Here is a 23,146-nt window from a genome sequence, read left to right as displayed (position 1 = left end):
AACAATATAAAAAGGAGTTTATTATGTTATTTGAATTTGACCTTAGGACCGACAATGAAAACTTTCACAATATTACTTCAGAAGTAAGAGAAGCAGTAGAAAGAAGTAAAGTTAAAAATGGTATATGCACGATTTATTGTCCTCATACAACTGCAGGAATAACAATAAATGAAGCAGCAGATCCAGATGTTGTAAGAGATATGTTATTTGCACTCGATAAGTTTTTCCCTGATATGAGAGAGTTCAGGCATTACGAAGGAAACAGCACCGCTCATATAAAATCCAGCGTAATAGGAACAAGCGAAAATGTAATAATAAAAGACGGACAGTTAGTTCTCGGGACTTGGCAGGGAATATATTTTACCGAGTTTGACGGACCGAGACACAGAAGATTTTTTGTAAATGTAATAAATGATAACGACGAATTTAAATTATAAAAGAGCAGTATATCTGCTCTTTTATTTTTACTATTTAATTAAAACTTTAAAACTAAATATTCAATTATTTATTTTTCTCTTATGATTTCAATATCATATCCGTCGGGATCCGTCACAAAGAAAAAGCTTGATTTATTTCCCCCTAGTCCCGAAAATTCTGTTACCTTATAGCCTTTTTCTTTAAGCTCTTTATGAGCGGCTTTCAAATCTTTTACATAAAATCCAAGATGTGCAAATCCATTACCGATTTCATATGGCTTTTTAGGGTCATAATTATAAGTAAGTTCCAATTCACATGTATCTGCCGCATCTTTTAAAAATACCAAACAAAAATCTCCGGGATAATCTTTTCTCCTCGTCTCTTTCATTCCAAGAGCTCCAACATAAAAATCCAAACTTTTTTTAAGGTCATATACTCTGAGAGAAGTATGTCCAAATCTAAAATCCATTGTATCGTCCTCCTTTATTATTATAAAATTATATCACAATTAAATTTTTTTAACAATTTAAAATAATACTTACATATAATAATATATACTCTACATTTTTATTGACATATTTCGATTGAAAGTGTAATATTTTTATAAAGAAAACAAGGGCTTAAGTCCTTTAAATTTTATACACAAGTTAGCTAGAACTAACACAAAAAGGAGATAATTATGAATACATTTATTGGAATAATGATACCATTTATAGGAACGACACTCGGTGCGGCAATGGTTTATCTTATGAGAGGAGATATAAAACCTTCTGTACAAAAAGCTCTTTTGGGGTTTGCGGCGGGAGTGATGATAGCAGCTTCGGTATGGTCACTATTGATACCTTCAATGGATATGTCGGCTGATATGAACAAATTGGCTTTTATTCCCGCTGCAGTGGGTTTTGCCCTTGGGATACTATTTCTTCTTAGCTTAGATAAAATAATACCTCATATGCATCTTGACAATGAAGTCGAAGGCGTAAGCAGTAAACTGAAAAAAACGACTATGCTTATTTTAGCGGTCACTCTTCATAATATTCCCGAGGGCATGGCAGTAGGAGTGGTATTTGCCGGATTTATGACGGGAAATACAGATATAACTTTTCTTGGAGCACTTTCACTTTCTATAGGTATAGCTATTCAAAATTTTCCGGAAGGAGCTATAATTTCAATGCCTTTAAAGAATGAAGGTATAAGCAAAACGAAATCTTTTATATATGGGACTTTATCGGGAATAGTTGAACCAATAGCAGCGTTTCTAACTATACTGTTATCATCCGTTATAGTGCCTCTCCTACCCTACTTATTATCATTTGCGGCAGGAGCAATGATATATGTCGTGGTAGAGGAATTGATCCCCGAAGCAAACGAAGGAGAGCATTCAAATATAGCCACAATCGGATTTGCTGTAGGATTTCTTATAATGATGATTTTAGAGTTGCACTCGGATAAAATAAAACAGATAATATTATATTAAAAAGTAACAAAAAATAAATCTGTACTTATCAAACACTGAAAAATCATATAGAACAAGAAAAATTTATTTACCGTATAGAGTAATGTAGATTTAACCAATGGCGGAGTAAAAAAAACTAAAAAAGCAGGAAAAATACTAAAAAAGGAAATGATTTTAATAGCTGTTATACTTCTTACTAAAAAAAAGTAATACACACTCTATATAATATTTTAACCGAAATGGACAGACTATGGCTTGTCGTTATATTAAGTTGGAAATTAAATGAAAGACATTACGAAAGCACTTCAGAAACTTAATAAATCATAAACCCCAGAGAAATACGGAGAAGAATAAGTAAAAATATGGAGGTGTTCATTAGATATACTTACGCAAAAACTAGACGAAAAAGATGAAAAAAACCGATTTATGAAATAAAGAATATATCAAAAGAGGAGCTTTCAAGACATGAAAGCGTAAAAACTACCATAGCAAGAGTAATTCCATATTACTAAGAATTATGGAGAACGATACAATCAATGGCAAAAGAGGTTTCATAGCCGCACACGGCAATTCCATAAGAGTTCTTTTAAAATATTTTATAATGTAAATAAAGATAAAATAGTCAATATAAATATACCAACAGGAATACCACTAGTATATGAGTTTGATGAAAATAATAATGCAGTGAACCATTATTATTTATGGACTAAAAGTATAATAAAAAATGAATAAAGTCACAAATCAAGGAAAAATAAAAGCATAAACTATTGTAACCTTAATATATTCTTTGATAAAATGTAATTATATAATTTAAAGAGGTACAATAATGAAAAGAATATTTATAGTAAATATCGATAATGTAGGAAATCTAAATTTAAATACCTTAAATAAGATAGAAAATGCGGGAATTATATATGTAGAAAATAATAACAAAAAAATTATATTTCCCTTTAATAAAAGAATAGAATACATTGATATAAATAATTATGAAGAACTGATAGATAGATTTTCAAATAAAAATAATATCTGCTTGATATTTGATACTCTTAACAAAAATAAATTACTGGATAGTCTTATCGAAAATAAAAATATTGAAATAGATATAGACGATAACATAACAAATATATTATATAATGACTTGGATAGCTATAAAGTAATCAATGCAGGAAAGACATCTTTGGACAAACCTGACTGTGAAAGCATTAATATATTTATAAATATAAACGATAAAAAAGATTTAAAGAAGGTAAAAGAGCATTTAATCAAATATTTTAGTAAAAAAATTGAAATTTATGTAATAAGAAAAGAAAAACTCGACAAAATAAGGTTAAATGACTTAAATAACGGGGATGAAGCCCTATTTCCAATAACATTAATAATCAAAAAGCAAGATTTTCTTTTAACCAAAGGAAGCTTAAAGTCGTTTATGGATCTAATAGCTTATCTAAGAAGCGATAAGGGGTGTCCGTGGGACAGAAAACAAACACATGACAGCCTAAAAAAACATCTCCTGGAAGAAACATATGAATTAATAGATGCCATTGACAGAAATAACACAGAAGACTTAAAAGAAGAACTGGGAGACTTACTTCTTCAAATAGCCCTTCACTGTCAAATAGAAATAGAAAACGATTCATTTGATGAAAGAGATGTTATAGACAGTATAAGTTCAAAAATAATAAGAAGACATCCTTATGTATTCGACAATACGATTTTAGAAGGCGAAGACACAAGTAAAGTATGGAACGAAGTAAAAAAAGAAGAAAAATCTTATTCTAATTTTTCACAAACAATGGAAAGTGTACCTAAAGTATTCCCGGCTTTATTATATGCAAATAAAATTCAGTCAAGGGCAAAAAATGCAAACTTTGATTTTGAAAATTATAATCAAGCAATAGATAAGATTTACGAAGAACTCAATGAATTAAAAAATGAAATAAACAATGATGAAGACAAATTATTCATGGAAGCCGGAGATTTACTATTCAGTGTTGTAAATACTTTAAGGTTGCTTGACATAAACAGCGAAGAAGCTTTAAAAGCGTCAACGAATAAGTTTATATCGAGGTTTTCGATGATGGAAAAGCTGATTGAAGGCGATAATAACGATATTACGGGTTTAAAAGCTGAAATTTTGGAAAAATATTGGGAAAAGGCTAAATTACTATTGAAATAAATATTTTTTTGGTAAAATATAATCTAGAGTTGGAAAGTTGTTAAGTCAACAAATATAAATTTGGAGGAATTATAATGAATAAATCAGAATTAGTAAGCGCTTTAAGCGAAAAAACTGGTCTTACAAAAAAAGAATGTGATAACTGTTTGGGAGCATTCATCGAAACTATTACAGAAACACTTCAAAAACAAGACAAAGTATCTTTAGTAGGTTTCGGTACATTCGAAGTTAAGGAAAGAGCTGAAAGACAAGGTATCAATCCTCAAACTAAAGAAAAAATTACTATCCCAGCTAGCAATGCACCAGTTTTCAAAGCAGGTAAAGCTTTAAAAGATTCTTTAAACTAATATTAAATTTATAATTATGATGAAAAAAAGATACCTTTATGAAGGTATTTTTTTATTGCCCTTTGTGATATAATAATTAAGTTGATGAACTGGGAGTGATATAATGGAAAAATATGATGCTATTATACTAAACTTAGACGGCAGTAAGAAATTCTTTGAAATAGGTTCCTTTTCTGCTTTTATAGAAAACGATATAACTTTTGAGGCTATATGTGCGGGAGGTCTCGGCGTTATTAATGCATCATTTTTAGCTATGCAGGATATTGATAATATGGTTAAATTCTGGACGCTGGCTATAAATACAGATTTATTCAAAGTGATAGAGTTAATAGCAAATATATACGAAACCACATGGTCAACATTAAACGACAGACAGTTCATAAAAGAGTTTACAAAGTTTTTAGCTACAGATGAAAGACTAAATGACTTAAAGAACTCTCTTAAAAAATATATAAAAGAAAATAAAGTAAGAAATTCAAATACAACTTTATTTTTAAACAGCATCAATCTAAGTACGCTCGATTATGAAGTAATAAATATAAACGAAATACCTTTGGGACAGTTCCATTCATATATACTGCTTTTGATATGCTTTCCGGAAATATCAAGGTTTAAGAAAAAAAACAGCTTGGTTATAAACACCCATGCTGATTTAATAAATATATTGGTGGATAACGGTTATCAAAACATACTCTCAAGCGAAGAAACCATAGAGCCTTTAAGTTTTAGAAATATAAATATAATAAAAAGCAGTGATTTTCTTGAAATAGAAAGCAGTTATAACAGTGCTAAGATGAAAAAACATATAAACACCGGCTACTTGGATACATTAAAAGCAATAAATAAAGTCAGCGGGAAAATATATTACATTGATTATATAAACGATGAAGAATATGATAAATTCACTTTACATCTAGGAGAAAAATTGAGCAGAAGCAAAAATTATCTTATTAAAATATTGCTTGAAGCTAATCATTTAAATAAACAAATCATATTAGAAAAATTAGATAATTTAATAAAATACTCGGAATTCAGAAAAGAAAAAAATTTAGAATTATCCTTAATAGAAAACCTGGGAAATATACTTGGAATAGAAAAAAATAAAAAGTATACTTTTACAGAGTTTAAAAACGTCATAGAAGATATAGTAAAAAGACAAACAGCTATACAAATAAAGAAAGTTCAGGATAAAGAAGTATTATCGAGACTTATAAAAAGAAACGAAGATTTGGTAAGCATAGACAAAGAAACGTTTATGGAATATTTCTTGATTTTAATAAGCGCAAAACCGCAGAATTATGCAAAACTTAGTATTGTTTTTAATAAAATCAACAATAAAATGCTGCTTGGTATAGTAACTTTAATATATTTATTCAACTAAAAAAGCAAGGTGGGTACCCCTTGCTTTTATTTATTTCTTATTTGTTCAAAAAAATCTTTTAAAATCACAGAACACTTATCTTCTTCTATACCTGCGTATACCTCAATACTTTTAGCCCTATTATCCTCTAAGAGGTTATATTTGCTACCACAGGCACCGTAATCCATATCCATCGCACCATATACTACTTTGTCTATTTTAGCGTTTATAATGGCTCCTGCACACATAGGACATGGTTCAAGTGTCACATATATACTGCATCCGCTTAAATTATAGCTATCAAGAATGCTGCATGCTTCTCTTATTGCTAATATCTCGGCATGAGCAGTAGGGTCATTATTTTTAATAACTTCATTATGAGCCTTTGATATTATTTTATCGTCTTTAACGATCAAAGCCCCTACGGGAACATCTTTTCCGCTTTTTAAAGCTTCTTGGACCGCTAAAAGCATATATGTATTCATTAATCTGAAAGTAAGCTCCTCAATTTTTGATTTTTTTCTATTAATAATAATAACGGAAGTCCTACGGCATAGAGACTTACCGCTTGTCCTATAGATACGCTTGTAAATCCGGCAACAAAAGGAATTGAAGCCATTTGGTACAGTATAAAACCTACAAAAAGTCCATTGAATAAAATACTTGGAATTCCAACCAAATATTTATTTTTAATCTTACTTGCGGTAAAAGCCGCCAAAAGAGTAGCAATAGAACCAAAAGCTATATCTATTATTCCGAAAGGACTGGATAAATTCGCAAGTATGCACCCTACGAATAATCCGGGGATTGCAGAAGGTGTAAAATACACCAGCACGTTTAGTGCTTCCGAAATTCTAACTTGATTTTCTCCGAAGGCTATCGGAGAAATAAGCATTGTGCTTACAATGTATAAAGCCGCAATTATAGCAGCTTTAGTCAAAAATTTTACTTTACTGTTTGTCATCACATCTCCTATCCACCGCAAAAAAACTCTTTAAAATAAAGAGACTGCAGCTTGTTATTTTATATGATAATAACAGTATGACAGCCTTAGGTACCCCTAAAGGGTATATGAAATACCATGAGACACGACGTTTCATATACCAGTAAAACCAAGAGAAAAAATTCTCTTGGTTTTGCCTCCCATACAAATTGTTATTATTAACTTATTTATTCAACGGTAACGGATTTTGCCAAGTTTCTTGGTTTATCAACGTCACAGTTTCTTGCGACGGCAAGATAATATGCCAATGTCTGAAGATAAACTACAGTCGGTACGACAGTCAAGTCATCTATGACATTATCAATATACATTACCTTATTTGCTTCTTTTTCGATATTTGTGTTATGTTCCTTAGCAAAGCCTACTATATATGCTCCCCTAGCAACAACTTCTTTTATATTGCTTAACATTTTTTCAAATAAAGCATCCTGAGTACAAATAGCAATAATCAAAGTTCCTTCTTCCACCAATGCTATAGGACCATGCTTAAGCTCCCCTGCCTGATATGCTTCAGAGTGAACATATGAAATTTCTTTCATCTTTAGAGAACCTTCCAAAGATAAGAAATAGTCAAGTCCTCTTCCTAAGAAAAATACATCATGAACTTTAAAGTGATCATAAGCTATTTTCTTTATTTCTTCTTCTTTTGCAAGTACATTTTCCACATTTTTATCGATATCCATCAATCCTTTTGCTACTTCTTCAAAATGTTCATCGCTTAGATTTCCGGTTAACTTACCAAATAACAATGCAATCAAATACATACTTACTACCTGAGTAGAATATGCTTTTGTCGAAGCAACTGCGATTTCAGGACCTGCCCATGTATAAAGGACATCGCTTGCTTCTCTGGAAACCGTACTTCCAACAACATTTGTTACGGCTAGGACTCTTGCCCCCTGACCTTTTGCAAGTCTCATTGCAGCTAAAGTATCTGCCGTTTCTCCCGACTGTGAAATAGAAATAAGAAGTGTATGTTCGTCTATGATAGGATTACGATATCTAAATTCACTGGCTATATCTACTTCAACCGGAATTCTTGCATATTTTTCTATTACGTTTTTACCAACGTTACCTGCATAGTAAGCAGTACCGCAGGCTACGATATAAATCTTGTTGATTTTATCCAAATCTTCTTTTGTAATGGTTATATCATCAAGTTTTACTTCATGTTTTTCTACATCTAACCTTCCTCTTAAAGTATCTCTGATAGCTCTTGGCTGTTCATGGATTTCTTTAAGCATAAAATGTTCATAACCGCCTTTTTCCGCTCCGGCAGCATCCCAGTTTACTTTAAGGATTTGTTTTCCGACTTGTTTACCGTCTTCATCGTAAATAGTTACATTGTCCTTTGTGATAACCGCGATTTCATCATCGTCAAGAAGATAAATGTCTCTTGTATGTTTAAGTACCGCAGGAATATCACTTGCTATAAAGTTTTCCCCTTCGCCTTTACCTATTATCAAAGGACTGTCTTTTCTTACTGCAATAAGTTCATCGGGATTATCTTTGCACATTACTGCTAGAGCATAAGAACCCGACTAATTTTTTAGTTGCTTCCTTTACTGTTGAAAGTAAATCTCCGTTATATAAACTTTCTATTAAATGTGCTGCCACTTCCGTATCAGTATCAGAAATAAATCTATACCCCTTTTCTACCAATTCTTCTTTTAAGTCAATATAGTTTTCTATGATACCATTATGAACTATAACGATTTTACCGTTGTGACTTGCATGCGGATGAGAATTTATATCCGATGGTTCACCGTGAGTCGCCCATCTTGTATGCCCTATACCTACATGTCCTTCCACATCGTTCTTTTTAAGGCTTTCTTTTAAGTTATCAAGTCTGCCTTTATGTTTTCTTATATTTATTTTCCCGTCTTCGAATACTGCAATCCCAGCTGAATCATATCCTCTGTATTCTAATTTCGCAAGACCGTCAACCAAAATATCGCTCGCTTTTTTATCTCCTATATAACCTACTATTCCGCACATATTATATTTTCTCCTTAAGTTTTTTATTTCTTAAAGTTTAAGCTTAACTTTGTCCCAAGAATTACTCCTCGGTTTTTTTAAGCTTTAAGGAACACTTTCATCCCAAAGGGCATCCGCCGAAAAAATCGATAAACCCTTTTCCTCGTCAACCTTTTAATATATATTTAGGAATTCGGTTCGGGCGCTTTAACTATAAATTCCTATTTATTAACCTCCTCATTCTAATACATTATATCAAAAGAAAATGAAAAGTGGAACCAAATTAATCATTTTCTAATTTTCAGAAAATTACTTTAATTTATAATAAAAAACTTTACTTTTCGTAACATAATATTTTACATATTGTGACATCACTTCGAGCCTTAAAAATATTACAAAAACCATCGAAATAAGTAATGTGTGCTGTAAAAATAGCATAAAACATTATATAAAATTAAATATATATAATAATACCATATATGTTACAAAAAGTAAGCATATTGTAACATCATACTGTTGACAGACTTTATTTAATATCTTCAATATTAAAAAATCATTGAAATCTTAAATCTAAAATGAACAAAAGGAGATTTCCAATGAAAAAAAACTTACTTTCTTTTTTACTTGCTATTATTTTTCTTGTAAGTACACAAACAAGTATATTTGCTGCAGAAAATAATTATTTAAACAAAAGTAAAACCGCTGAAGAACTAAAAAATGATCAAACAACAATAACACTATCTTTGGAAGCAAGTGAAGAAAAAACTTACAGCGATGTTGTATTTGTTCTTGATAAATCCACTAGTACAAATGTAAGAAACGAAGCATTAAAAATGCTTCAGGAGCTAAATAAAAGGACTGAAAAACACAAAATAAAAGTAGGAATAGTTATTTTTAATAAACAATCAAATACAGTTTTGGAATTAACAGAATTGAACGATGATAATTTAAACGATATTAAAAGTGCAATGAACACAAAAATTTCCAGCGGTACTAATTTAGAAGCAGGAATAAGAGCAGGAAAAAAAATGCTTGATAGTGACAATAAAGTAGAAAATAAAAATAAACATCTTGTTATTGTCAGTGACGGAGTTACATATCTATGGTCAGATGAACCTAAAACGGTTTTTAATGAAAATGATGATAATGGTGAAGAAAATATTTATTGCGGTCCAGAGATAGGTCAATTAAAGAAAAATCATAAGGATATAGAATCATATCTAAATGAACTAAAAAATTGTAAATCATGGATGGATAAATATAAAGAGAGTTACGAAACAACTATTAACTCATATTCGGATATATATGATGGACAAACTTTATATAAATATGACCCCCAAAAAGATTATAGTAAAAAATATGTTCCCGCAGAAAGCAGAGAAAAAAGCGGTTACAGTACAGATATTGCTATGTATACTGCAGCGAAGGAATACGAAAAGTCAGTAAATAACGGTTATAACTGTTTTGTATATGGAAGCACAGAACAATTATCAAATCACCCATATGGACTTAACTTCATGCTCGGATTATCAAGTTTAGGCGGAATTTCAACAAAATATGATGATGATTCAAGCGGTGTTGAAGGTATGTTTGATAATGTTAAAAGTGATATACTATATACTATTGAAAAAGGAAAGATTACCGATGTAATCGGTAAAGATTTTGATTTAATACAAAACAGTTTTAAATTATATATTGGAAATAAAGAATTAAAAAGCACTATAAACGACAAAAAAGAAATATGTTTTGGTGATAAAGACGAAAATGGTATATACCCTTATGTAATTGAATATATAAAGAAACCGGAAAAGTTTATATTAAATATTAATACTCCTGTAATAAAAGGAGAAAAATTAGAACTTAAATATCAGATAAAACTTGTAAACAAATCAGAAAAAGAAGGAGAGTATATCGCATATACAAATGAGGAGGCTTATATTGATTATACCTCAACTGGCGGGAAAGAGAAAAAAGAATACTTTGAGAAACCGCTTATCAAATATACAGTAAATAAAACAAAACCTAAAAACGAAAATAAAAATCAGAATAAAGAACTCCCGCCAAAAGAAAAAATTACTAGTTCTCCCCAAACGGGAGATCAAAGCCGAAACGGAATGTATCCGATAATAATGCTGATAAGTTTAGCCGGTTTAGGTAGTATCTTATACAAATTAAAAAAGAGCTTCTAGGATGAAAAATAGCACTTAAAACAAGTGCTATTTTTTTATGATATTATTCAAAACCTAAACAATTAAATATCATCAGGTACCTTAATATTTTTCTTGACAAATTAAAAAGGTACCTGTATAATCTAAATATAAGAAGGTACCTTTTCAAAATGGTTCCTAATTTCAGGAGGCAATAAAAATGAACAGAGATTTATATGAACAATTTTCTAAAATACAATGGTTAATGCACAGATATTATCATAAAAATATGAATAGATTTTCGGCAGTATCAGACCCGCACAGAGGACAAGGAAGAGTGTTAAAAATGCTCCAATTAAAACATGACATATCTCAAAAAGAACTGTCATATTTACTGGATATAAGGTCACAGTCCATAGGTGAATTATTATCAAAACTGGAAAAAGGCGGTTTTATTGAAAGAACCCCATCAGAAGAAGATAAAAGAGTAATGTTGATCCATTTGACCGAGAAAGGAAAAGAAGCAGGAGAAAATCAATTTGAAATAAATGAGATATTTTCAGATCTGAATGAAGAAGAACAAAACAACCTGGAAGATTACCTCAACAGAATAATCAAAAGAATGGAGGCATATATAAATTATGACGAAAATGACAAAAAAGCAGGCCGAAACAGAAGACACTTTGAACGTCATTTTGAAAGAAGAACGAGAAGAAACGATAGAGAAAAATAATGAAAACAGAACAATCGAGGCTATAAAAGCCGGATTTATAGGCGTAATAGGAAATTTAACATTATTTATATTAAAATTGATCGCATCATTTTTAAGCGGAAGTATGGCAATACTGACAGAAGGAATAGACAATTTAATTGACTGCATAAGCTCGATTACCTCGGTGATAGGTTTTTACGCATCGGATATGGAAGGCGAAAAAACTCATCCCTACGGTCATGGCAGAATGGAATATTTAAGCGGACTTTTTATTTCAATAATGATTATTGCAACAGGGATACTATTATTAAAAAAATCCATAACAAATATAATAAATCCCGTAAAGCTTAATATAATTCCCATGCTGTTTATAGTAAGCACTATATCAATAATAGTTAAAATAGCATTGGTATCATATACAAAACATAAAAATGCAGGTATTAAATCATCTGCTTTAAACGCAAATATAAAGAATTATTCCTCAGATATATTAGCCACATCGGTAACACTTATATCATTTATATTATCCCCTTTTACTATCCTTCCCATAGACGGGATTTTGGGACTTATAATAAGCATAATAATATTTTACAGCGGTATTCCTTCCTTCAGCGAAAATATGGTATTACTGCTTGGTAAAGGAGCAAGTGAAGAAGATGAGAAGAAAATAGAGAATATAATAATGAAATATCCTATATTCGATAAACTTAAAGATTTTGAAGTCCATGATTATGGACCTGAACATAAGATTGCAATTATTCAAATTTCATTAAAAGAAAGCTTTGATAACAAAGAATTAAAATATGACATTGATAAAATCAAAGAAGAAATTAAAAGTAAATTTAAATTTGAACCCTATATTTATGTAGATGTAGATGAAATTATAAAAATAAAAGAAAAGACATATTTGATATAGAGAGGAAAACATGAAAAATTCTGCCTGCAGTTATTTACAAAGTATTTATAACCTTAAAATAAAAAGTGATAAAGTGCATGCTATAGATATCGCAAAATATATGAACTATTCAAAAGCAAGTGTAAGTCGTGCGGTTAAAAATCTAAAAAAAGATGATTATATTAAAGTTGATGAAGACGGGAATATAAATCTAACATCTAAAGGATATGAAATAGCAAAATCAATAGAAGATAAATATTCATTTTTCTATAGTATACTCATAGAAATGGGAATAGATACGAATATCGCTGACAGCGACGCTTCCAGCTTTGCTTATAATATCAGCTGTACGACTTTCAATAAACTAAAAAGAAATTTTTTAAAAGCGATAATCATTTCGCTTTTATTTTTTTATAAATAAAGTGATATAATTATTATAAATTATTAAATCGGCGGAGAAAAAAATGAACAATAAAGAATATGAAATGATAAAAATAGAAAATGTTCTTGAAAGGCTTTCAAAGTCAAAGTTTAGGGCAAGTTTTCATTTGAAAGATAAAGATTTAGATTATATTGACAAAAAAGGATTAGATATAATAAATAATCATACAAGAGACTTTATTTATAAAAGATTATCCCCTGCCGTAATACCAAATGACGGAAAGCAGACTCCGACAAAAAATCATCCAGTATTCATTGCCCAGCATGCAACCGCAACTTGCTGCAGAAAATGCCTATATAAATGGCATAATATAAGTATGAATAAAGAACTGTCAAATGAAGAACAATGTTATATAATAAAAGTAATAATGACGTGGATAGAACGAGAAATGAAGCCTTGATAAACAGTGTCTACACCTATAAATATTATATTTAATCAAATAAAAAACACCGCTTAGCGGTGTTTTAATTATTCTTCGATGTCTAAAACAACTCTCTTTTCTTCTTTGGTTGCAGCAGCTTTTAACACGCTTCTTATAGCTTTTGCAATTCTGCCTTGTTTACCGATAACTTTGCCCATATCATCTTTTGATACTTTAAGTTTGATTACTGTAAGGTTTTCCTTTTCAACTTGTCTTACTTCAACTTCGTCGGGATTATCTACCAAAGCCTTTGCAATTGTTTCTATTAATTCAACCATATCGGTCTCCTAACTATTTTGTAATACCGTTTTGTTTGAAAAGTTTAGCAACAGTATCTGTAGGTTTAGCGCCTTTGTTTAACCATTCTTTAGCTTTTTCAGCGTCGATTTCTACGCTTTTTTCGCCTACAGGTTTATAGTGTCCCAGTAAAGCAATGCTCTTACCGTCTCTTGCTGTTCTTTCGTCTGCTACTACTATTCTGTAGTAAGGTTGTTTTTTTGCACCCATTCTTTTTAATCTGATTTTTACTGCCATGTTTTTTCTCCTTTTATTTATACTATTATGATTTTTATATATAAAGAAATTAAATTTCTTTTTGACCTATTTTACATAAAGGGAAGTTTCATCCCCGGGAATTTCATCTTGCCGGAATTCAGCTGCTTCATCATCTTTTTGCTTTGTTCAAAACCGGTAAGGAGCTTATTTACATCACTTACTTTTGTTCCGCTTCCCGCAGCGATCCTTTTCCTTCTGCTTGCATTTATTATATTTGGGTTTTGTCTTTCTTTAATGGTCATAGACTGGATAATAGCTTTTTGCTTTATTAAGTCCTTTTCACTTATTGCCATGCCTTTTAGCTTTCCCGCTTCCGGAAGCATGGATAACAAGCCTTCTATCCCGCCCATTTTGTTCATGCTTTCCATTTGATCCAAGAAGTCTTCCAAAGTAAAAGAATTTTTTCTCATCTTTTCTTCCATTTTTTTAGCTTCTTTTTCATCATAAATGGTTTCTGCTTTTTCTATCAAAGACAGAACATCTCCCATTCCGAGAATTCTGGAAGCTACTCTATCGGGATGGAAAGGCTCAAAGTCTTCCATTTTTTCACCAAATGCAGAAAACTTTATAGGTTTCTTGGTTATATAAGTAACACTTAGGGCTGCCCCGCCTCTTGCGTCGGAATCAAGCTTAGAAAGAATAAATCCGGTTATTTCCAAACTTTCATCAAATGCTTTTGCTGCGTCAACCGCCTGCTGTCCCATTAAAGAATCAATAACGAATAATGTTTCATTTGGATTTATAGCTTTTTTAACTTTTACGGCTTCTTCCATCATTTCGCTGTCTACATGCTGTCTTCCGGCTGTATCGACGATTATAATATCGGCACCGATTTTCTTTCCGTACTCAACACCCTTTTTCGCGATTTTTCCCGCGTCTTTCTTGTCAAGTGTAAATACTTCAATATCAAGCCCTTCACCAAGAACCTTTAATTGATCGACGGCCGCAGCTCTATGGATATCGCAAGCAACGAATACTACTTTTTTATTCTTTTTGTTTTTAAAGAAGTTACCCATTTTACCGATACTCGTAGTTTTACCGCTACCTTGTACCCCTACAACCATTATTATCGTAGGACCGTTATCGGCAAGATTTATATCTCTGCTCTCTCCCCCAAGCAAAGCGACAAGTTCGTTATTAACTATCTTTATTACTTGCTGACCGGGAGTCAAAGATTTTAGTACCTCTTCTCCCATACATTTTTCTTTTAAATTATTTGCAAATGTCTTTACAACCTTATAGTTAACATCAGCTTCCAAAAGCGACATCCTGATTTCTCTTAAAGCCGCATCTATATCTTTCTCGGTAAGTTTACCTTTTCCCCTGAGTTTTTTAAAGGTCGCCTGCAGTTTATCTCCTAAAGCTTCAAACAAGGCTTACACCTCCTTATAGGTTTTCTCTTATCTCTTTTATTAAAGATAAGGACTCTTTATCTTCACATAATCCTTCTAATTTATCGATTAGTTCAATGTTTCGTTCATATTTTTCTAGTAAATTCAATTTATCATCATATTCCGAAATTATCTTTTCGGCTCTCTTCAAAGTATCATAAACACCCTGACGAGAAATATTTAACATACTCGCAATCTCACTCAGTGAAATATCATCATTGTAGTAATATTCCAATACCTTTAATTGCTTATCCGTAAGAAGAGATGAGTAAATATCTATTAAATATGACATTTTAAAATACTTTTCCATACTTCTCTCCTTATATTGACTAAGTGATTATAACAGAAGGAAAAAGGATTGTCAAGGGATTTTACTTGACAAATCTATGAACTATTTTAAAAATTCGATTATTATTTTATCACCTTTTATTCTCCAATCAGAAATACAAGTACTGAAAGAATTTTCAGAAGTAATTATTCCATTATCTCTATATATTTTTGTAATTCCACCTAGATATTTTCGTTCCCAATTTATATTCAGTATTTCTTCTTTTTTATTTATATAAACTTTTAATTTATTAGATTTTGGAGGAATAGTTTCTAGAATTACGGAAGGAATAGGCAGTATTCGAGCACGTATATCATTTTTAGATATCAGCTTCTCAACATGTATACTGTCAGATATATTTTCTGTTAGTTCTTTTTCTCTACTAATTAAATTATCTATAGATATTTTACTAAAAACAGGTTTATATAGCATTCCTAATTCATTATCAATACAATTATCTATTAACCTTTTTCCGTTTATTAATATTATAGGTCTAAAACTATCTTTTAAGGCTTCTTCTTTTGCATTCTTAGTAAAATCTGATGTTGTTATAAATAATCTCTTAGTACCGGAAGGCATAACTCCACGTAATTCTCTTATTTTTTTCACATCTACTTTATTTTTAGGATTGTTCCTCTTAGCCTGAACATAGTATTTAACATCGTCTTCATTACTAAATCCACCTAACCCACGCCTTTTCCCTATTAAATCAATTCCACCATCTCTTGTTCTACGAGTTACTGTAACTTCATCTAAACCATTTGTAGTTAAAAATGGCTTTAAAAATTTTTCAAAATCAAAAGCATTTTTAAAATAAGTATAAAATTTAAAAATCAATTCCTCATAATCTTTATCATTCAAATCAATAACATTCATAATATATCCTCAATTATTTTTATTACATTATAACATACATAAATATAGATTTTCATTATATATACAAAAAAACAACCCCCAACTTCCGTCGGGGGTTAATTTTTTAATTATAATATTTAGAGGTAAACATATTTTATGTTTAATTAAACGCTTATTTCTTCATGTCGAATAAGTCTTCTTTTTCACCGCATCCCCAATCATCTAAAGCGATTTGAAGATCAGGTTTGTCTTTAGCATATTCTTTTAGTGGAATTCCTGCCATTGCTCCGTCGATTGCTTGTCTAAGAGCTCTTGCACCAGCTGTAGCACCGTTTCTATGTCCGTGAACGGCTCCGCCGGCAGCGATCATAACATCTGTACCTACTTCGTAAATAGTATCAGGAACTACACCTTGATACATTCCGCCGCTTGGTGCAGGTAAACAATCTTTAATATTGTGGAATTTCATCTTAAGATCTCTGCATGTTCTTAAGTAAGAGTCTCTAAGTACAGGAATCTTACCGTAGTAGTTAGTTGTGATAGCCATATCAGCACCTGCTAATCTTGCTAATTTACCCCAAAGTAGTGCTACTGCAACACCTGTGTCAGGAGAGTAAGACTGTGCAGCAGCATAGTCAGGGTGAGACATAACTGGAATCTGAATATTTGGATCTTCAGCTAATTGTCTAAGAGCAGAGAAACCTGCTGTGTATGTATTAATCATTAACGCATTTGCACCTGCGTCAATTGCTCTGTAAGCTAAATCTTTGATTTTAAAGCTGTCTTCTGTTAAATTAACTGTATAAAGTTTCTTTTCACCTGTTTGTTCAAAAGCTCTCTTACCTGCATCTGTAATAGCTTGAACTCTTTTTTCAATAGGACACCATGCAGGATCTGCAACAAGAAGTTCATCGTCTTTGATTACATCAATACCACCTAGGTATGCATCATATGCCATTATTCCACCTTGTTCAGGAGTCCAGCCTGTATCAGGTTTGATCATAGCACATGTAAGAGGTCTTTCAGGAATATCAAGGATATCTCTTACACCTTGGATACCGAACTTAGGACCTTGGAAATGGTCTGTATATTCTTTTGGGAATTCAAGGTCTAATAATTTAAGTCTTGCAGCTGAAATATTACCTATAGCTGTTGTAAAAATCATTGGGAAGTTAGTACCGATGTTTTCCCATGGGAAAGCAAGTCTAACTATCATATCTCTGTATTGAATTCCATCAGGAAGTTCTCTGTCATAAGCTGGTGTTTCATATATACCTATAACTTTTGCAGCATGTCTTTCAACAATATCATCTGTTTCAAAAGGAACATCGATCCATGTACCTGTAGCTTGCTCTGCAGCGATTGATTCTGCAAATTTAGCAAGGTCAAGTTCCATAGGATTTGTGCCTTTACCTCTCATATAATATGTAGCTACGATATGTTTGCTCATATCCAAACTTTCACTACATTGGAACATCATAGGGTTATACTTTTGTTTCATTTTTAAAATCCTCCTCAAAACTTAATAATGTTTAACCATCTACCCTTATCATAAAGACTATGAATTCGTAAAACATAATCCTGTCTTTACGCTTATATGATAACATGGTAATTATGTTTTGTCAACTAAATAATTTATATTTTACATAAATATGTGAAATATTTATCATTGCTTAATGATTTTAACATAAAAATTAAATTTTCATTAATATTATAAGAAACTGGTTTTAATTGGCAAAAATAGTGGTATTATAGCTAAAGGAAGTAATTTTAATATAAATTAAAAATATAAAAATATTAGACCTTTTTATTACATATATTAAATAATAAGAGATTATTAATGAGAGGAATAAATACATTGACAAAAAACAAAAAGAAACATAATGATGATTTTTCAAATAAGGGTAATAAAATCAATTTTTTTATTAAAAAGAACAGATATTACTTAATAATCATGATCCTTGTAATAGGAATTATAAGCGTTGTAACATTTAATATAAAACATTTCAGCAAATATACAAATACGGAAAGTAATATTTCATCAAAAAATAAGGTGGAAAATAAAAGTATAGACTATAAAACCATAAAGCCGAATGAAGCCGGAGATGTCATGGTAATCATGTATCATAGTATCGACAACAAAGCTAAACATTTCCCATGGCACAGAAACAAAAAAGAGTTTAAAGAAGACCTTGAATATATGTATAAAAACGGATATGTTCTAATATCAATGAAAGAGTATTTAAGTAATGATATAAATATCCCGGCAGGTAAAACACCTATACTCCTTACATTTGATGACGGATTAAAAAGCTGTTTTTCACTAATTAAAAATAAAGAAGGAAAACTGGTTGTAAATAATGATACATTGATCGGTATATTGGAAGAATTTAAATCCGAACACCCAGACTTTGGTTCCGGAGGAGTATTATACATTACGGAGAACCCATTTGAATATGATGCATACTACAATAATAAGACCGAAGGTGATTATCAGGATAAATTCAGGGTCCTCACTGACTTGGGATATGAAATCGGGAACCATACTTATCATCATTATAATATGAATAACTTAAATAAAAATGAAATCATGGAAGAAATCGGTAAGGTAAATAATCTGGTATATAAAAATAATAATAAAATCCCTACATCATATCTCGCATACCCATATGGAGATAAGCCAAAAGAAGAAAATTTAAAAGCAGTTAAAAACGGAGAATATAAAGGTGTGAAGTATAAAATGCAAAGTGCGGTCCTTGCAGCTCCGGAACCACCATATTTTACTAATCCTATAAATAAGGATTTTGATCCATACTATATAAGCAGAGCAATAGCAAACAGCGGTCAGCACATGGATATGTATTGGTATTTTAAATATTATAAAAAACACCCTGAAAAGAAATATATATCGGACGGAGATAATACAGTTTTATCAATCCCTGCTAATTATAAAAAGAATGTAAACTCTGAAAAAACAAAAAGTTTTAAAACAATTTTTTATGATACAAAGACATATGAAACCATCGAATGATAAATAGTTTATTTACAGTAAAAATTTATTAAAAAAATACCAAATATTACTTGACATAAACAATTTGTTATTATATAATAAATCAGCACTGTAAGTGGTCGCATAGCTCAGCTGGGAGAGCACCTGCCTTACAAGCAGGGGGTCATAGGTTCGAGCCCTATTGCGACCACCATTTAAAATTTAATAACAATGCGGCTCGGTAGTTCAGCTGGTTAGAATGCTAGCCTGTCACGCTAGAGGTCGAGGGTTCGAGTCCCTTCCGAGTCGCCATTAAAATGCCCAGGTAGCTCAGTAGGTAGAGCAGCGGACTGAAAATCCGCGTGTCGGTGGTTCGATCCCGCCCTTGGGCACCATCTATGCGAAAGTGGCTCAGTGGTAGAGCATCGCCTTGCCAAGGCGAGGGTCGCGAGTTCGAATCTCGTCTTTCGCTCCATTTTTTTTAGGCGGCATAGCCAAGTGGTAAGGCAAGGGTCTGCAACACCCGTATCCCCAGTTCAAGTCTGGGTGCCGCCTCCATTTTAAATTTAATATAGTTAAAAAGAGATTTTATGCCGAAGTGGCGGAACTGGCAGACGCACAGGACTTAAAATCCTGCGATCCTTACCGATCGTACCGGTTCGATTCCGGTCTTCGGCACCATCCTTTTATGTTAAGACCTTTAGGTCTTTTTTAGTTAAGGAACTTTTCAATCATATCCATCATATTTCCCGCATCGAAAGGTTTTATCAAATATCCGTTTATGCCCGCATCAAAGGCTTTGATTTTATCTTCTTTGAAAGCATTTGCGGATACAGCGATTATAGGGATATCTTGTGCCCTGTGATGACTTGACGAACGTATCGCCTTAGTTGCTTCTATACCGTCCATTACAGGCATCCTTATATCCATGAGTATCATATCGTAATATCCTATATCGGATTTTATAAACTTATCCACGGCTTCCTTGCCGTTTTCGGCAGTATCCACATTCATACCGCGCATTTCAAGGATAGATTTTGCTATTTCCTGATTAAGGATATTATCCTTTACCAGCAGTACGTTTCTGCCCTTTAACGATTTTGCGGATTTTTTATGTCTGTGTCTTATATGTTTTACATCTATATCAGTGAGATAATCGCATATCGTATGCTCGAATACAGGTTTTGAAATAAAGTGATTTACTCCAGCCCTTCTGCCTTCATCTTCGATGACACTCCAGTCGTAAGCGGTGATGATTATAATGGTAGTATCTTCTCCCACTATCCTCCTTATGTTTCCGGTGGTCTCTATACCATTCATATCAGGCATTTTCCAGTCTATGAAACATACATCGAAGAATTCATCGTTTTCATATTTCTTCTTTACTTCATCGACAGCCGCACTTCCGGAGTTTACCTTTACCGCCTCGGCACCTATATCATTCATTATTACTTCGATCTGTTTTGCGACTATTTCGTCATCATCCGCAATAAGAACATTCAAACCCTTTAAAAGTTCTTTCTTTTTTCTGTATTCGGCTTCTTCCTCAGACTCTATTATCCCAAGAGGAAGTGTTACGATGAATTTGCTTCCCCTTCCCTTTTCGCTTATTACCTCTATATTCCCTTCCATTATATCAACTATATTTTTAACGATGGTAAGTCCCAGACCGGTACCTACATTATTTCTTGCAACCCCTGCATTTTCCTGCTCGAAAGGTAAAAACAACTTATCTAAAAATCCTTTGCTCATCCCGCAGCCGCTGTCTTCAACTATGAATTCTATTAATGAAACGCCTCTTTCTCTCTTGACTTCCTTAAAGGAAAAATGTATAAAATCCCCCTTAGAGAAATATTTCAGCGAATTTGATAAAAGGTTCATAAATATCTGATTTAACTTTAATCTGTCTGCAATATAATATTTGTCCATATTTATATCGCTATAGACTTTATACTCAATACCTTTCTCTACCGCCTGATCGTATATTATCTCATTGATTTCATGTATCATCTCGGAAAAATCAAACCTTTCATCGTTTAACGTTACTTTTCCGCTTTCTATTTTAGACATATCCAGGATATCGTTTATTAAAGACAAAAGATATTTTGAAGAAGAATCTATTTTAGAAAAACAATCCAATACGCTGTTAGGCTTTTCTATCTTTAATTTTCCTATGGTACTCATTCCTATTATTGCATTCAAAGGTGTCCTTATATCATGAGACATCCTCGATAAAAAATCCGACTTCGCTTCGTTTGCGGTCCTCGCGGCATTTAAGGCATCTTTCAAAAGCTGTTCGGATCTTATCCTCTCGCTCCTTTGTTTATCCAAAGATTTTACGATACTTATACCGATGATATCTTCATTATAAATATTCTCTGCCCTTGTAAATGTATAAGATTTCCAGTGGTACTCGCCGTCTTCGCCAAGCTCCATAAGCTCCATGTATATTTCTTTTTTACCTGATTTAAACTGCTTTATAACATTTTGTCTGTCAAACTTTATCCGGTATTCTTCCTTATAATCAGGATGTACCATCAAATCGCACGACTTATCTATTAAGTCATCATAGCGTCCGCTTCTCGGGATATTCCTGTAATCTGATTCAACCTCTTCAAAAGAAGTTATAATCGAATAAGTATCGGCAGTCAGATTAAGGTTCAGTATTGCTTCGTTTGATGAAAATATAGCTGACCTAAGTAAGCTGTTTTCCAGCTTCTGTTCATTTTCCTTTTCAATGAGTGCATGCTTTTGTTTTGTTATATCGTTTATTACACACTGTATAACATCATTTCCCCCGACGTCGTTCAAAACATCCAAGTGAACGGATATCCATGCTTTTTCCTTATTATATTTAATTATCTCTCTTTCATAATCTATAACTCCCCCGTTATGAAGGACTTTACTTATATTATCTTCGGATTCTATAATCTTCTTATACAGAAGATTATAATAATTCCCGCTTTTTATATCCTTTTCATCTATACCGTATATCTGACCTATTTTATGATTTGCTATTATGATATTATGAGGATACTCACATTCAAGCTGTAATATCCCGCTGGGTACGGACTGATACAGCCTGTTCAATAACATTGCCTGATTTTTTATCGCCTCATTTGCACTGTCTATTTCAGACAGCTTATTCTCATATGCTTCATGAAGCAGGTCGTACTGTTCCTTCGAATATTCAACGGGAAACAGCTCCTCATCTTTAAGTTCATCGAAAGGTATGGAATTATGTATATGTACGGTCTTTAACTTTCTATCTTCTTCTTTAAATATAAAGGTTATCCTTTGGCTTGCAAACATTATATGCTCGGTATTATCCGAGGTATATAGATCGCTCACGCCTTCTACCATATGATAATCATCACCAAGGCGCATATACTGATAATCTTCGTTCTCCATAACGCATGGGAACATATCATTTTTTCCGCTAATAAACCAATTTGCTACATCCTCTTTCCCCTCTGCCTTTTGCATCCTTCCCCCGCCAAGCCATATGATGTCATCATCAAAGGTAGAAATCAGAAAATCAAGCCTGCTCTCAACGAAATAAGTCCTCAATATCTTCCTTGCAAAGGCAATAACCTCTTTTTTATTCAAACGCCCCATACTTTAACTCCTTTTTAATATAAAGCAATTATACAATAAAAGTACTCTTTTAGCTAT

General features: G+C 32.1%; 21 protein-coding genes, 6 tRNA genes and 1 pseudogene. 17 read left to right on the top strand and 11 right to left on the bottom strand.

The window, feature by feature from the left end; translation table 11 throughout:
• The first annotated feature begins 23 nt into the window (after positions 1-23).
• On the top strand, positions 24-437 hold the full coding sequence (locus tag ANASTE_RS10785; RefSeq protein ID WP_007051054.1) for a secondary thiamine-phosphate synthase enzyme YjbQ: 414 nt from the start codon (positions 24-26) through the stop codon (positions 435-437).
• A 68-nt stretch (positions 438-505) separates the two neighbouring features.
• On the opposite strand, the gene ANASTE_RS10780 is transcribed toward ANASTE_RS10785, so the two are convergent.
• Entirely contained in the window at positions 506-886 is a 381-nt protein-coding gene (locus ANASTE_RS10780; RefSeq protein ID WP_007051053.1) for a VOC family protein, read from the bottom strand.
• Between the two features lie 210 nt (positions 887-1,096).
• On the opposite strand from ANASTE_RS10780, the gene ANASTE_RS10775 reads away from it, so the two are divergent.
• From ANASTE_RS10775 to ANASTE_RS10760, 4 genes are all read left to right on the top strand, one after another.
• Positions 1,097-1,894 carry a ZIP family metal transporter gene (locus ANASTE_RS10775; RefSeq protein ID WP_007051052.1) on the top strand — a complete coding sequence of 266 codons (798 nt, stop codon included), beginning with the start codon at positions 1,097-1,099 and terminating at the stop codon, positions 1,892-1,894.
• A gap of 805 nt (positions 1,895-2,699) precedes the next feature.
• The gene (gene mazG / locus ANASTE_RS11575) at positions 2,700-4,049 is read left to right on the top strand and encodes a nucleoside triphosphate pyrophosphohydrolase (RefSeq protein ID WP_007051051.1); all 1,350 of its coding nucleotides are present in this window, start codon (positions 2,700-2,702) and stop codon (positions 4,047-4,049) included.
• 74 nt (positions 4,050-4,123) lie between these two features.
• A complete protein-coding gene (locus tag ANASTE_RS10765) occupies positions 4,124-4,396 on the top strand; it encodes an HU family DNA-binding protein (RefSeq protein WP_007051050.1) in 273 nt (90 codons plus the stop codon).
• 103 nt (positions 4,397-4,499) lie between these two features.
• Positions 4,500-5,777 carry a hypothetical protein gene (locus ANASTE_RS10760; protein WP_007051049.1) on the top strand — a complete coding sequence of 426 codons (1,278 nt, stop codon included), beginning with the start codon at positions 4,500-4,502 and terminating at the stop codon, positions 5,775-5,777.
• 26 nt (positions 5,778-5,803) lie between these two features.
• Here ANASTE_RS10760 and ANASTE_RS10755 read toward each other — a convergent pair whose 3' ends face one another.
• The 3 genes and pseudogenes from ANASTE_RS10755 to glmS form a co-directional block, all read right to left on the bottom strand.
• Entirely contained in the window at positions 5,804-6,241 is a 438-nt protein-coding gene (locus tag ANASTE_RS10755) for a nucleoside deaminase (protein WP_007051048.1), read from the bottom strand.
• The gene (locus ANASTE_RS10750) at positions 6,241-6,720 is read right to left on the bottom strand and encodes a QueT transporter family protein (RefSeq protein WP_007051047.1); all 480 of its coding nucleotides are present in this window, start codon (positions 6,718-6,720) and stop codon (positions 6,241-6,243) included. The genes ANASTE_RS10755 and ANASTE_RS10750 overlap by 1 nt, the downstream gene beginning before the upstream one ends.
• 206 nt (positions 6,721-6,926) lie before the next feature.
• Positions 6,927-8,757: pseudogene (gene glmS, locus ANASTE_RS10745) on the bottom strand (glutamine--fructose-6-phosphate transaminase (isomerizing)).
• A 575-nt stretch (positions 8,758-9,332) separates the two neighbouring features.
• Here glmS and ANASTE_RS10740 point away from each other — a divergent pair.
• The 5 genes from ANASTE_RS10740 (at position 9,333) to ANASTE_RS10720 (ending at position 13,332) form a co-directional block, all read left to right on the top strand.
• Positions 9,333-10,925, top strand: coding sequence for a vWA domain-containing protein (locus ANASTE_RS10740; protein ID WP_039945602.1), 1,593 nt, complete (start codon positions 9,333-9,335; stop codon positions 10,923-10,925).
• A gap of 178 nt (positions 10,926-11,103) precedes the next feature.
• Positions 11,104-11,616: a MarR family winged helix-turn-helix transcriptional regulator gene (locus ANASTE_RS10735; protein WP_007051043.1), complete on the top strand. Its 513-nt coding sequence runs from the start codon at positions 11,104-11,106 to the stop codon at positions 11,614-11,616.
• Entirely contained in the window at positions 11,525-12,511 is a 987-nt protein-coding gene (locus ANASTE_RS10730; protein WP_083781773.1) for a cation diffusion facilitator family transporter, read from the top strand. The genes ANASTE_RS10735 and ANASTE_RS10730 overlap by 92 nt, the downstream gene beginning before the upstream one ends.
• A gap of 10 nt (positions 12,512-12,521) precedes the next feature.
• Entirely contained in the window at positions 12,522-12,911 is a 390-nt protein-coding gene (locus tag ANASTE_RS10725; RefSeq protein WP_007051041.1) for a metal-dependent transcriptional regulator, read from the top strand.
• A gap of 43 nt (positions 12,912-12,954) precedes the next feature.
• Positions 12,955-13,332 carry a DUF4186 domain-containing protein gene (locus ANASTE_RS10720; RefSeq protein ID WP_007051040.1) on the top strand — a complete coding sequence of 126 codons (378 nt, stop codon included), beginning with the start codon at positions 12,955-12,957 and terminating at the stop codon, positions 13,330-13,332.
• 68 nt (positions 13,333-13,400) lie between these two features.
• Here ANASTE_RS10720 and ANASTE_RS10715 read toward each other — a convergent pair whose 3' ends face one another.
• The 6 genes from ANASTE_RS10715 to ANASTE_RS10690 form a co-directional block, all read right to left on the bottom strand.
• Entirely contained in the window at positions 13,401-13,631 is a 231-nt protein-coding gene (locus ANASTE_RS10715; protein WP_007051039.1) for a KH domain-containing protein, read from the bottom strand.
• Between the two features lie 13 nt (positions 13,632-13,644).
• Positions 13,645-13,887 carry a 30S ribosomal protein S16 gene (rpsP, locus tag ANASTE_RS10710; protein WP_007051038.1) on the bottom strand — a complete coding sequence of 81 codons (243 nt, stop codon included), beginning with the start codon at positions 13,885-13,887 and terminating at the stop codon, positions 13,645-13,647.
• 71 nt (positions 13,888-13,958) lie between these two features.
• Positions 13,959-15,281 (bottom strand): signal recognition particle protein, encoded by a 1,323-nt coding sequence (ffh, locus tag ANASTE_RS10705; protein WP_007051037.1) that lies wholly within the window; start codon positions 15,279-15,281, stop codon positions 13,959-13,961.
• Between the two features lie 13 nt (positions 15,282-15,294).
• The gene (gene ylxM, locus ANASTE_RS10700) at positions 15,295-15,609 is read right to left on the bottom strand and encodes a YlxM family DNA-binding protein (protein ID WP_007051036.1); all 315 of its coding nucleotides are present in this window, start codon (positions 15,607-15,609) and stop codon (positions 15,295-15,297) included.
• Positions 15,610-15,690: 81 nt separating this feature from the next.
• Positions 15,691-16,503 carry a restriction endonuclease gene (locus tag ANASTE_RS10695; protein ID WP_007051035.1) on the bottom strand — a complete coding sequence of 271 codons (813 nt, stop codon included), beginning with the start codon at positions 16,501-16,503 and terminating at the stop codon, positions 15,691-15,693.
• A 151-nt stretch (positions 16,504-16,654) separates the two neighbouring features.
• Entirely contained in the window at positions 16,655-17,983 is a 1,329-nt protein-coding gene (locus tag ANASTE_RS10690) for a RuBisCO large subunit C-terminal-like domain-containing protein (protein WP_007051034.1), read from the bottom strand.
• Between the two features lie 339 nt (positions 17,984-18,322).
• Here ANASTE_RS10690 and ANASTE_RS10685 point away from each other — a divergent pair, with 339 nt between their 5' ends.
• From ANASTE_RS10685 to ANASTE_RS10655, 7 genes are all read left to right on the top strand, one after another.
• On the top strand, positions 18,323-19,513 hold the full coding sequence (locus ANASTE_RS10685; protein WP_007051033.1) for a polysaccharide deacetylase family protein: 1,191 nt from the start codon (positions 18,323-18,325) through the stop codon (positions 19,511-19,513).
• 96 nt (positions 19,514-19,609) lie between these two features.
• Positions 19,610-19,685 (top strand) — tRNA-Val (locus ANASTE_RS10680).
• 21 nt (positions 19,686-19,706) lie between these two features.
• A tRNA-Asp gene (locus ANASTE_RS10675) sits at positions 19,707-19,783 on the top strand.
• 7 nt (positions 19,784-19,790) lie between these two features.
• Positions 19,791-19,866, top strand: a tRNA-Phe gene (locus ANASTE_RS10670).
• Between the two features lie 5 nt (positions 19,867-19,871).
• Positions 19,872-19,946 (top strand) — tRNA-Gly (locus ANASTE_RS10665).
• 9 nt (positions 19,947-19,955) lie between these two features.
• Positions 19,956-20,029 (top strand) — tRNA-Cys (locus ANASTE_RS10660).
• Between the two features lie 34 nt (positions 20,030-20,063).
• Positions 20,064-20,152: transfer RNA gene (locus ANASTE_RS10655), tRNA-Leu, on the top strand.
• A gap of 30 nt (positions 20,153-20,182) precedes the next feature.
• On the opposite strand, the gene ANASTE_RS10650 is transcribed toward ANASTE_RS10655, so the two are convergent.
• Complete coding sequence (locus tag ANASTE_RS10650; protein ID WP_007051032.1) at positions 20,183-23,089, bottom strand: response regulator; 2,907 nt, start codon at positions 23,087-23,089, stop codon at positions 20,183-20,185.
• Between the last annotated feature and the right edge of the window lie 57 nt (positions 23,090-23,146).

The sequence above is a fragment of the Anaerofustis stercorihominis DSM 17244 genome (assembly GCF_000154825.1).
In the GTDB taxonomy this organism is placed as follows: domain Bacteria; phylum Bacillota; class Clostridia; order Eubacteriales; family Anaerofustaceae; genus Anaerofustis; species Anaerofustis stercorihominis.
This window is presented reverse-complemented; position numbering and strand designations above follow the sequence as displayed.

Bases quoted from the DNA above. Each gene is read 5' to 3' on its own strand.
- ANASTE_RS10785 (WP_007051054.1), top strand. From the start codon at position 24: ATGTTATTTGAATTTGACCTTAGGACCGACAATGAAAACTTTCACAAT.
- ANASTE_RS10780 (WP_007051053.1), bottom strand. From the start codon at position 886: ATGGATTTTAGATTTGGACATACTTCTCTCAGAGTATATGACCTTAAA.
- ANASTE_RS10775 (WP_007051052.1), top strand. From the start codon at position 1,097: ATGAATACATTTATTGGAATAATGATACCATTTATAGGAACGACACTC.
- mazG (WP_007051051.1), top strand. From the start codon at position 2,700: ATGAAAAGAATATTTATAGTAAATATCGATAATGTAGGAAATCTAAAT.
- ANASTE_RS10765 (WP_007051050.1), top strand. From the start codon at position 4,124: ATGAATAAATCAGAATTAGTAAGCGCTTTAAGCGAAAAAACTGGTCTT.
- ANASTE_RS10760 (WP_007051049.1), top strand. From the start codon at position 4,500: ATGGAAAAATATGATGCTATTATACTAAACTTAGACGGCAGTAAGAAA.
- ANASTE_RS10755 (WP_007051048.1), bottom strand. From the start codon at position 6,241: ATGAATACATATATGCTTTTAGCGGTCCAAGAAGCTTTAAAAAGCGGA.
- ANASTE_RS10750 (WP_007051047.1), bottom strand. From the start codon at position 6,720: ATGACAAACAGTAAAGTAAAATTTTTGACTAAAGCTGCTATAATTGCG.
- ANASTE_RS10740 (WP_039945602.1), top strand. From the start codon at position 9,333: ATGAAAAAAAACTTACTTTCTTTTTTACTTGCTATTATTTTTCTTGTA.
- ANASTE_RS10735 (WP_007051043.1), top strand. From the start codon at position 11,104: ATGAACAGAGATTTATATGAACAATTTTCTAAAATACAATGGTTAATG.
- ANASTE_RS10730 (WP_083781773.1), top strand. From the start codon at position 11,525: ATGACGAAAATGACAAAAAAGCAGGCCGAAACAGAAGACACTTTGAAC.
- ANASTE_RS10725 (WP_007051041.1), top strand. From the start codon at position 12,522: ATGAAAAATTCTGCCTGCAGTTATTTACAAAGTATTTATAACCTTAAA.
- ANASTE_RS10720 (WP_007051040.1), top strand. From the start codon at position 12,955: ATGAACAATAAAGAATATGAAATGATAAAAATAGAAAATGTTCTTGAA.
- ANASTE_RS10715 (WP_007051039.1), bottom strand. From the start codon at position 13,631: ATGGTTGAATTAATAGAAACAATTGCAAAGGCTTTGGTAGATAATCCC.
- rpsP (WP_007051038.1), bottom strand. From the start codon at position 13,887: ATGGCAGTAAAAATCAGATTAAAAAGAATGGGTGCAAAAAAACAACCT.
- ylxM (WP_007051036.1), bottom strand. From the start codon at position 15,609: ATGGAAAAGTATTTTAAAATGTCATATTTAATAGATATTTACTCATCT.
- ANASTE_RS10695 (WP_007051035.1), bottom strand. From the start codon at position 16,503: ATGAATGTTATTGATTTGAATGATAAAGATTATGAGGAATTGATTTTT.
- ANASTE_RS10690 (WP_007051034.1), bottom strand. From the start codon at position 17,983: ATGAAACAAAAGTATAACCCTATGATGTTCCAATGTAGTGAAAGTTTG.
- ANASTE_RS10685 (WP_007051033.1), top strand. From the start codon at position 18,323: ATGAGAGGAATAAATACATTGACAAAAAACAAAAAGAAACATAATGAT.
- ANASTE_RS10650 (WP_007051032.1), bottom strand. From the start codon at position 23,089: ATGGGGCGTTTGAATAAAAAAGAGGTTATTGCCTTTGCAAGGAAGATA.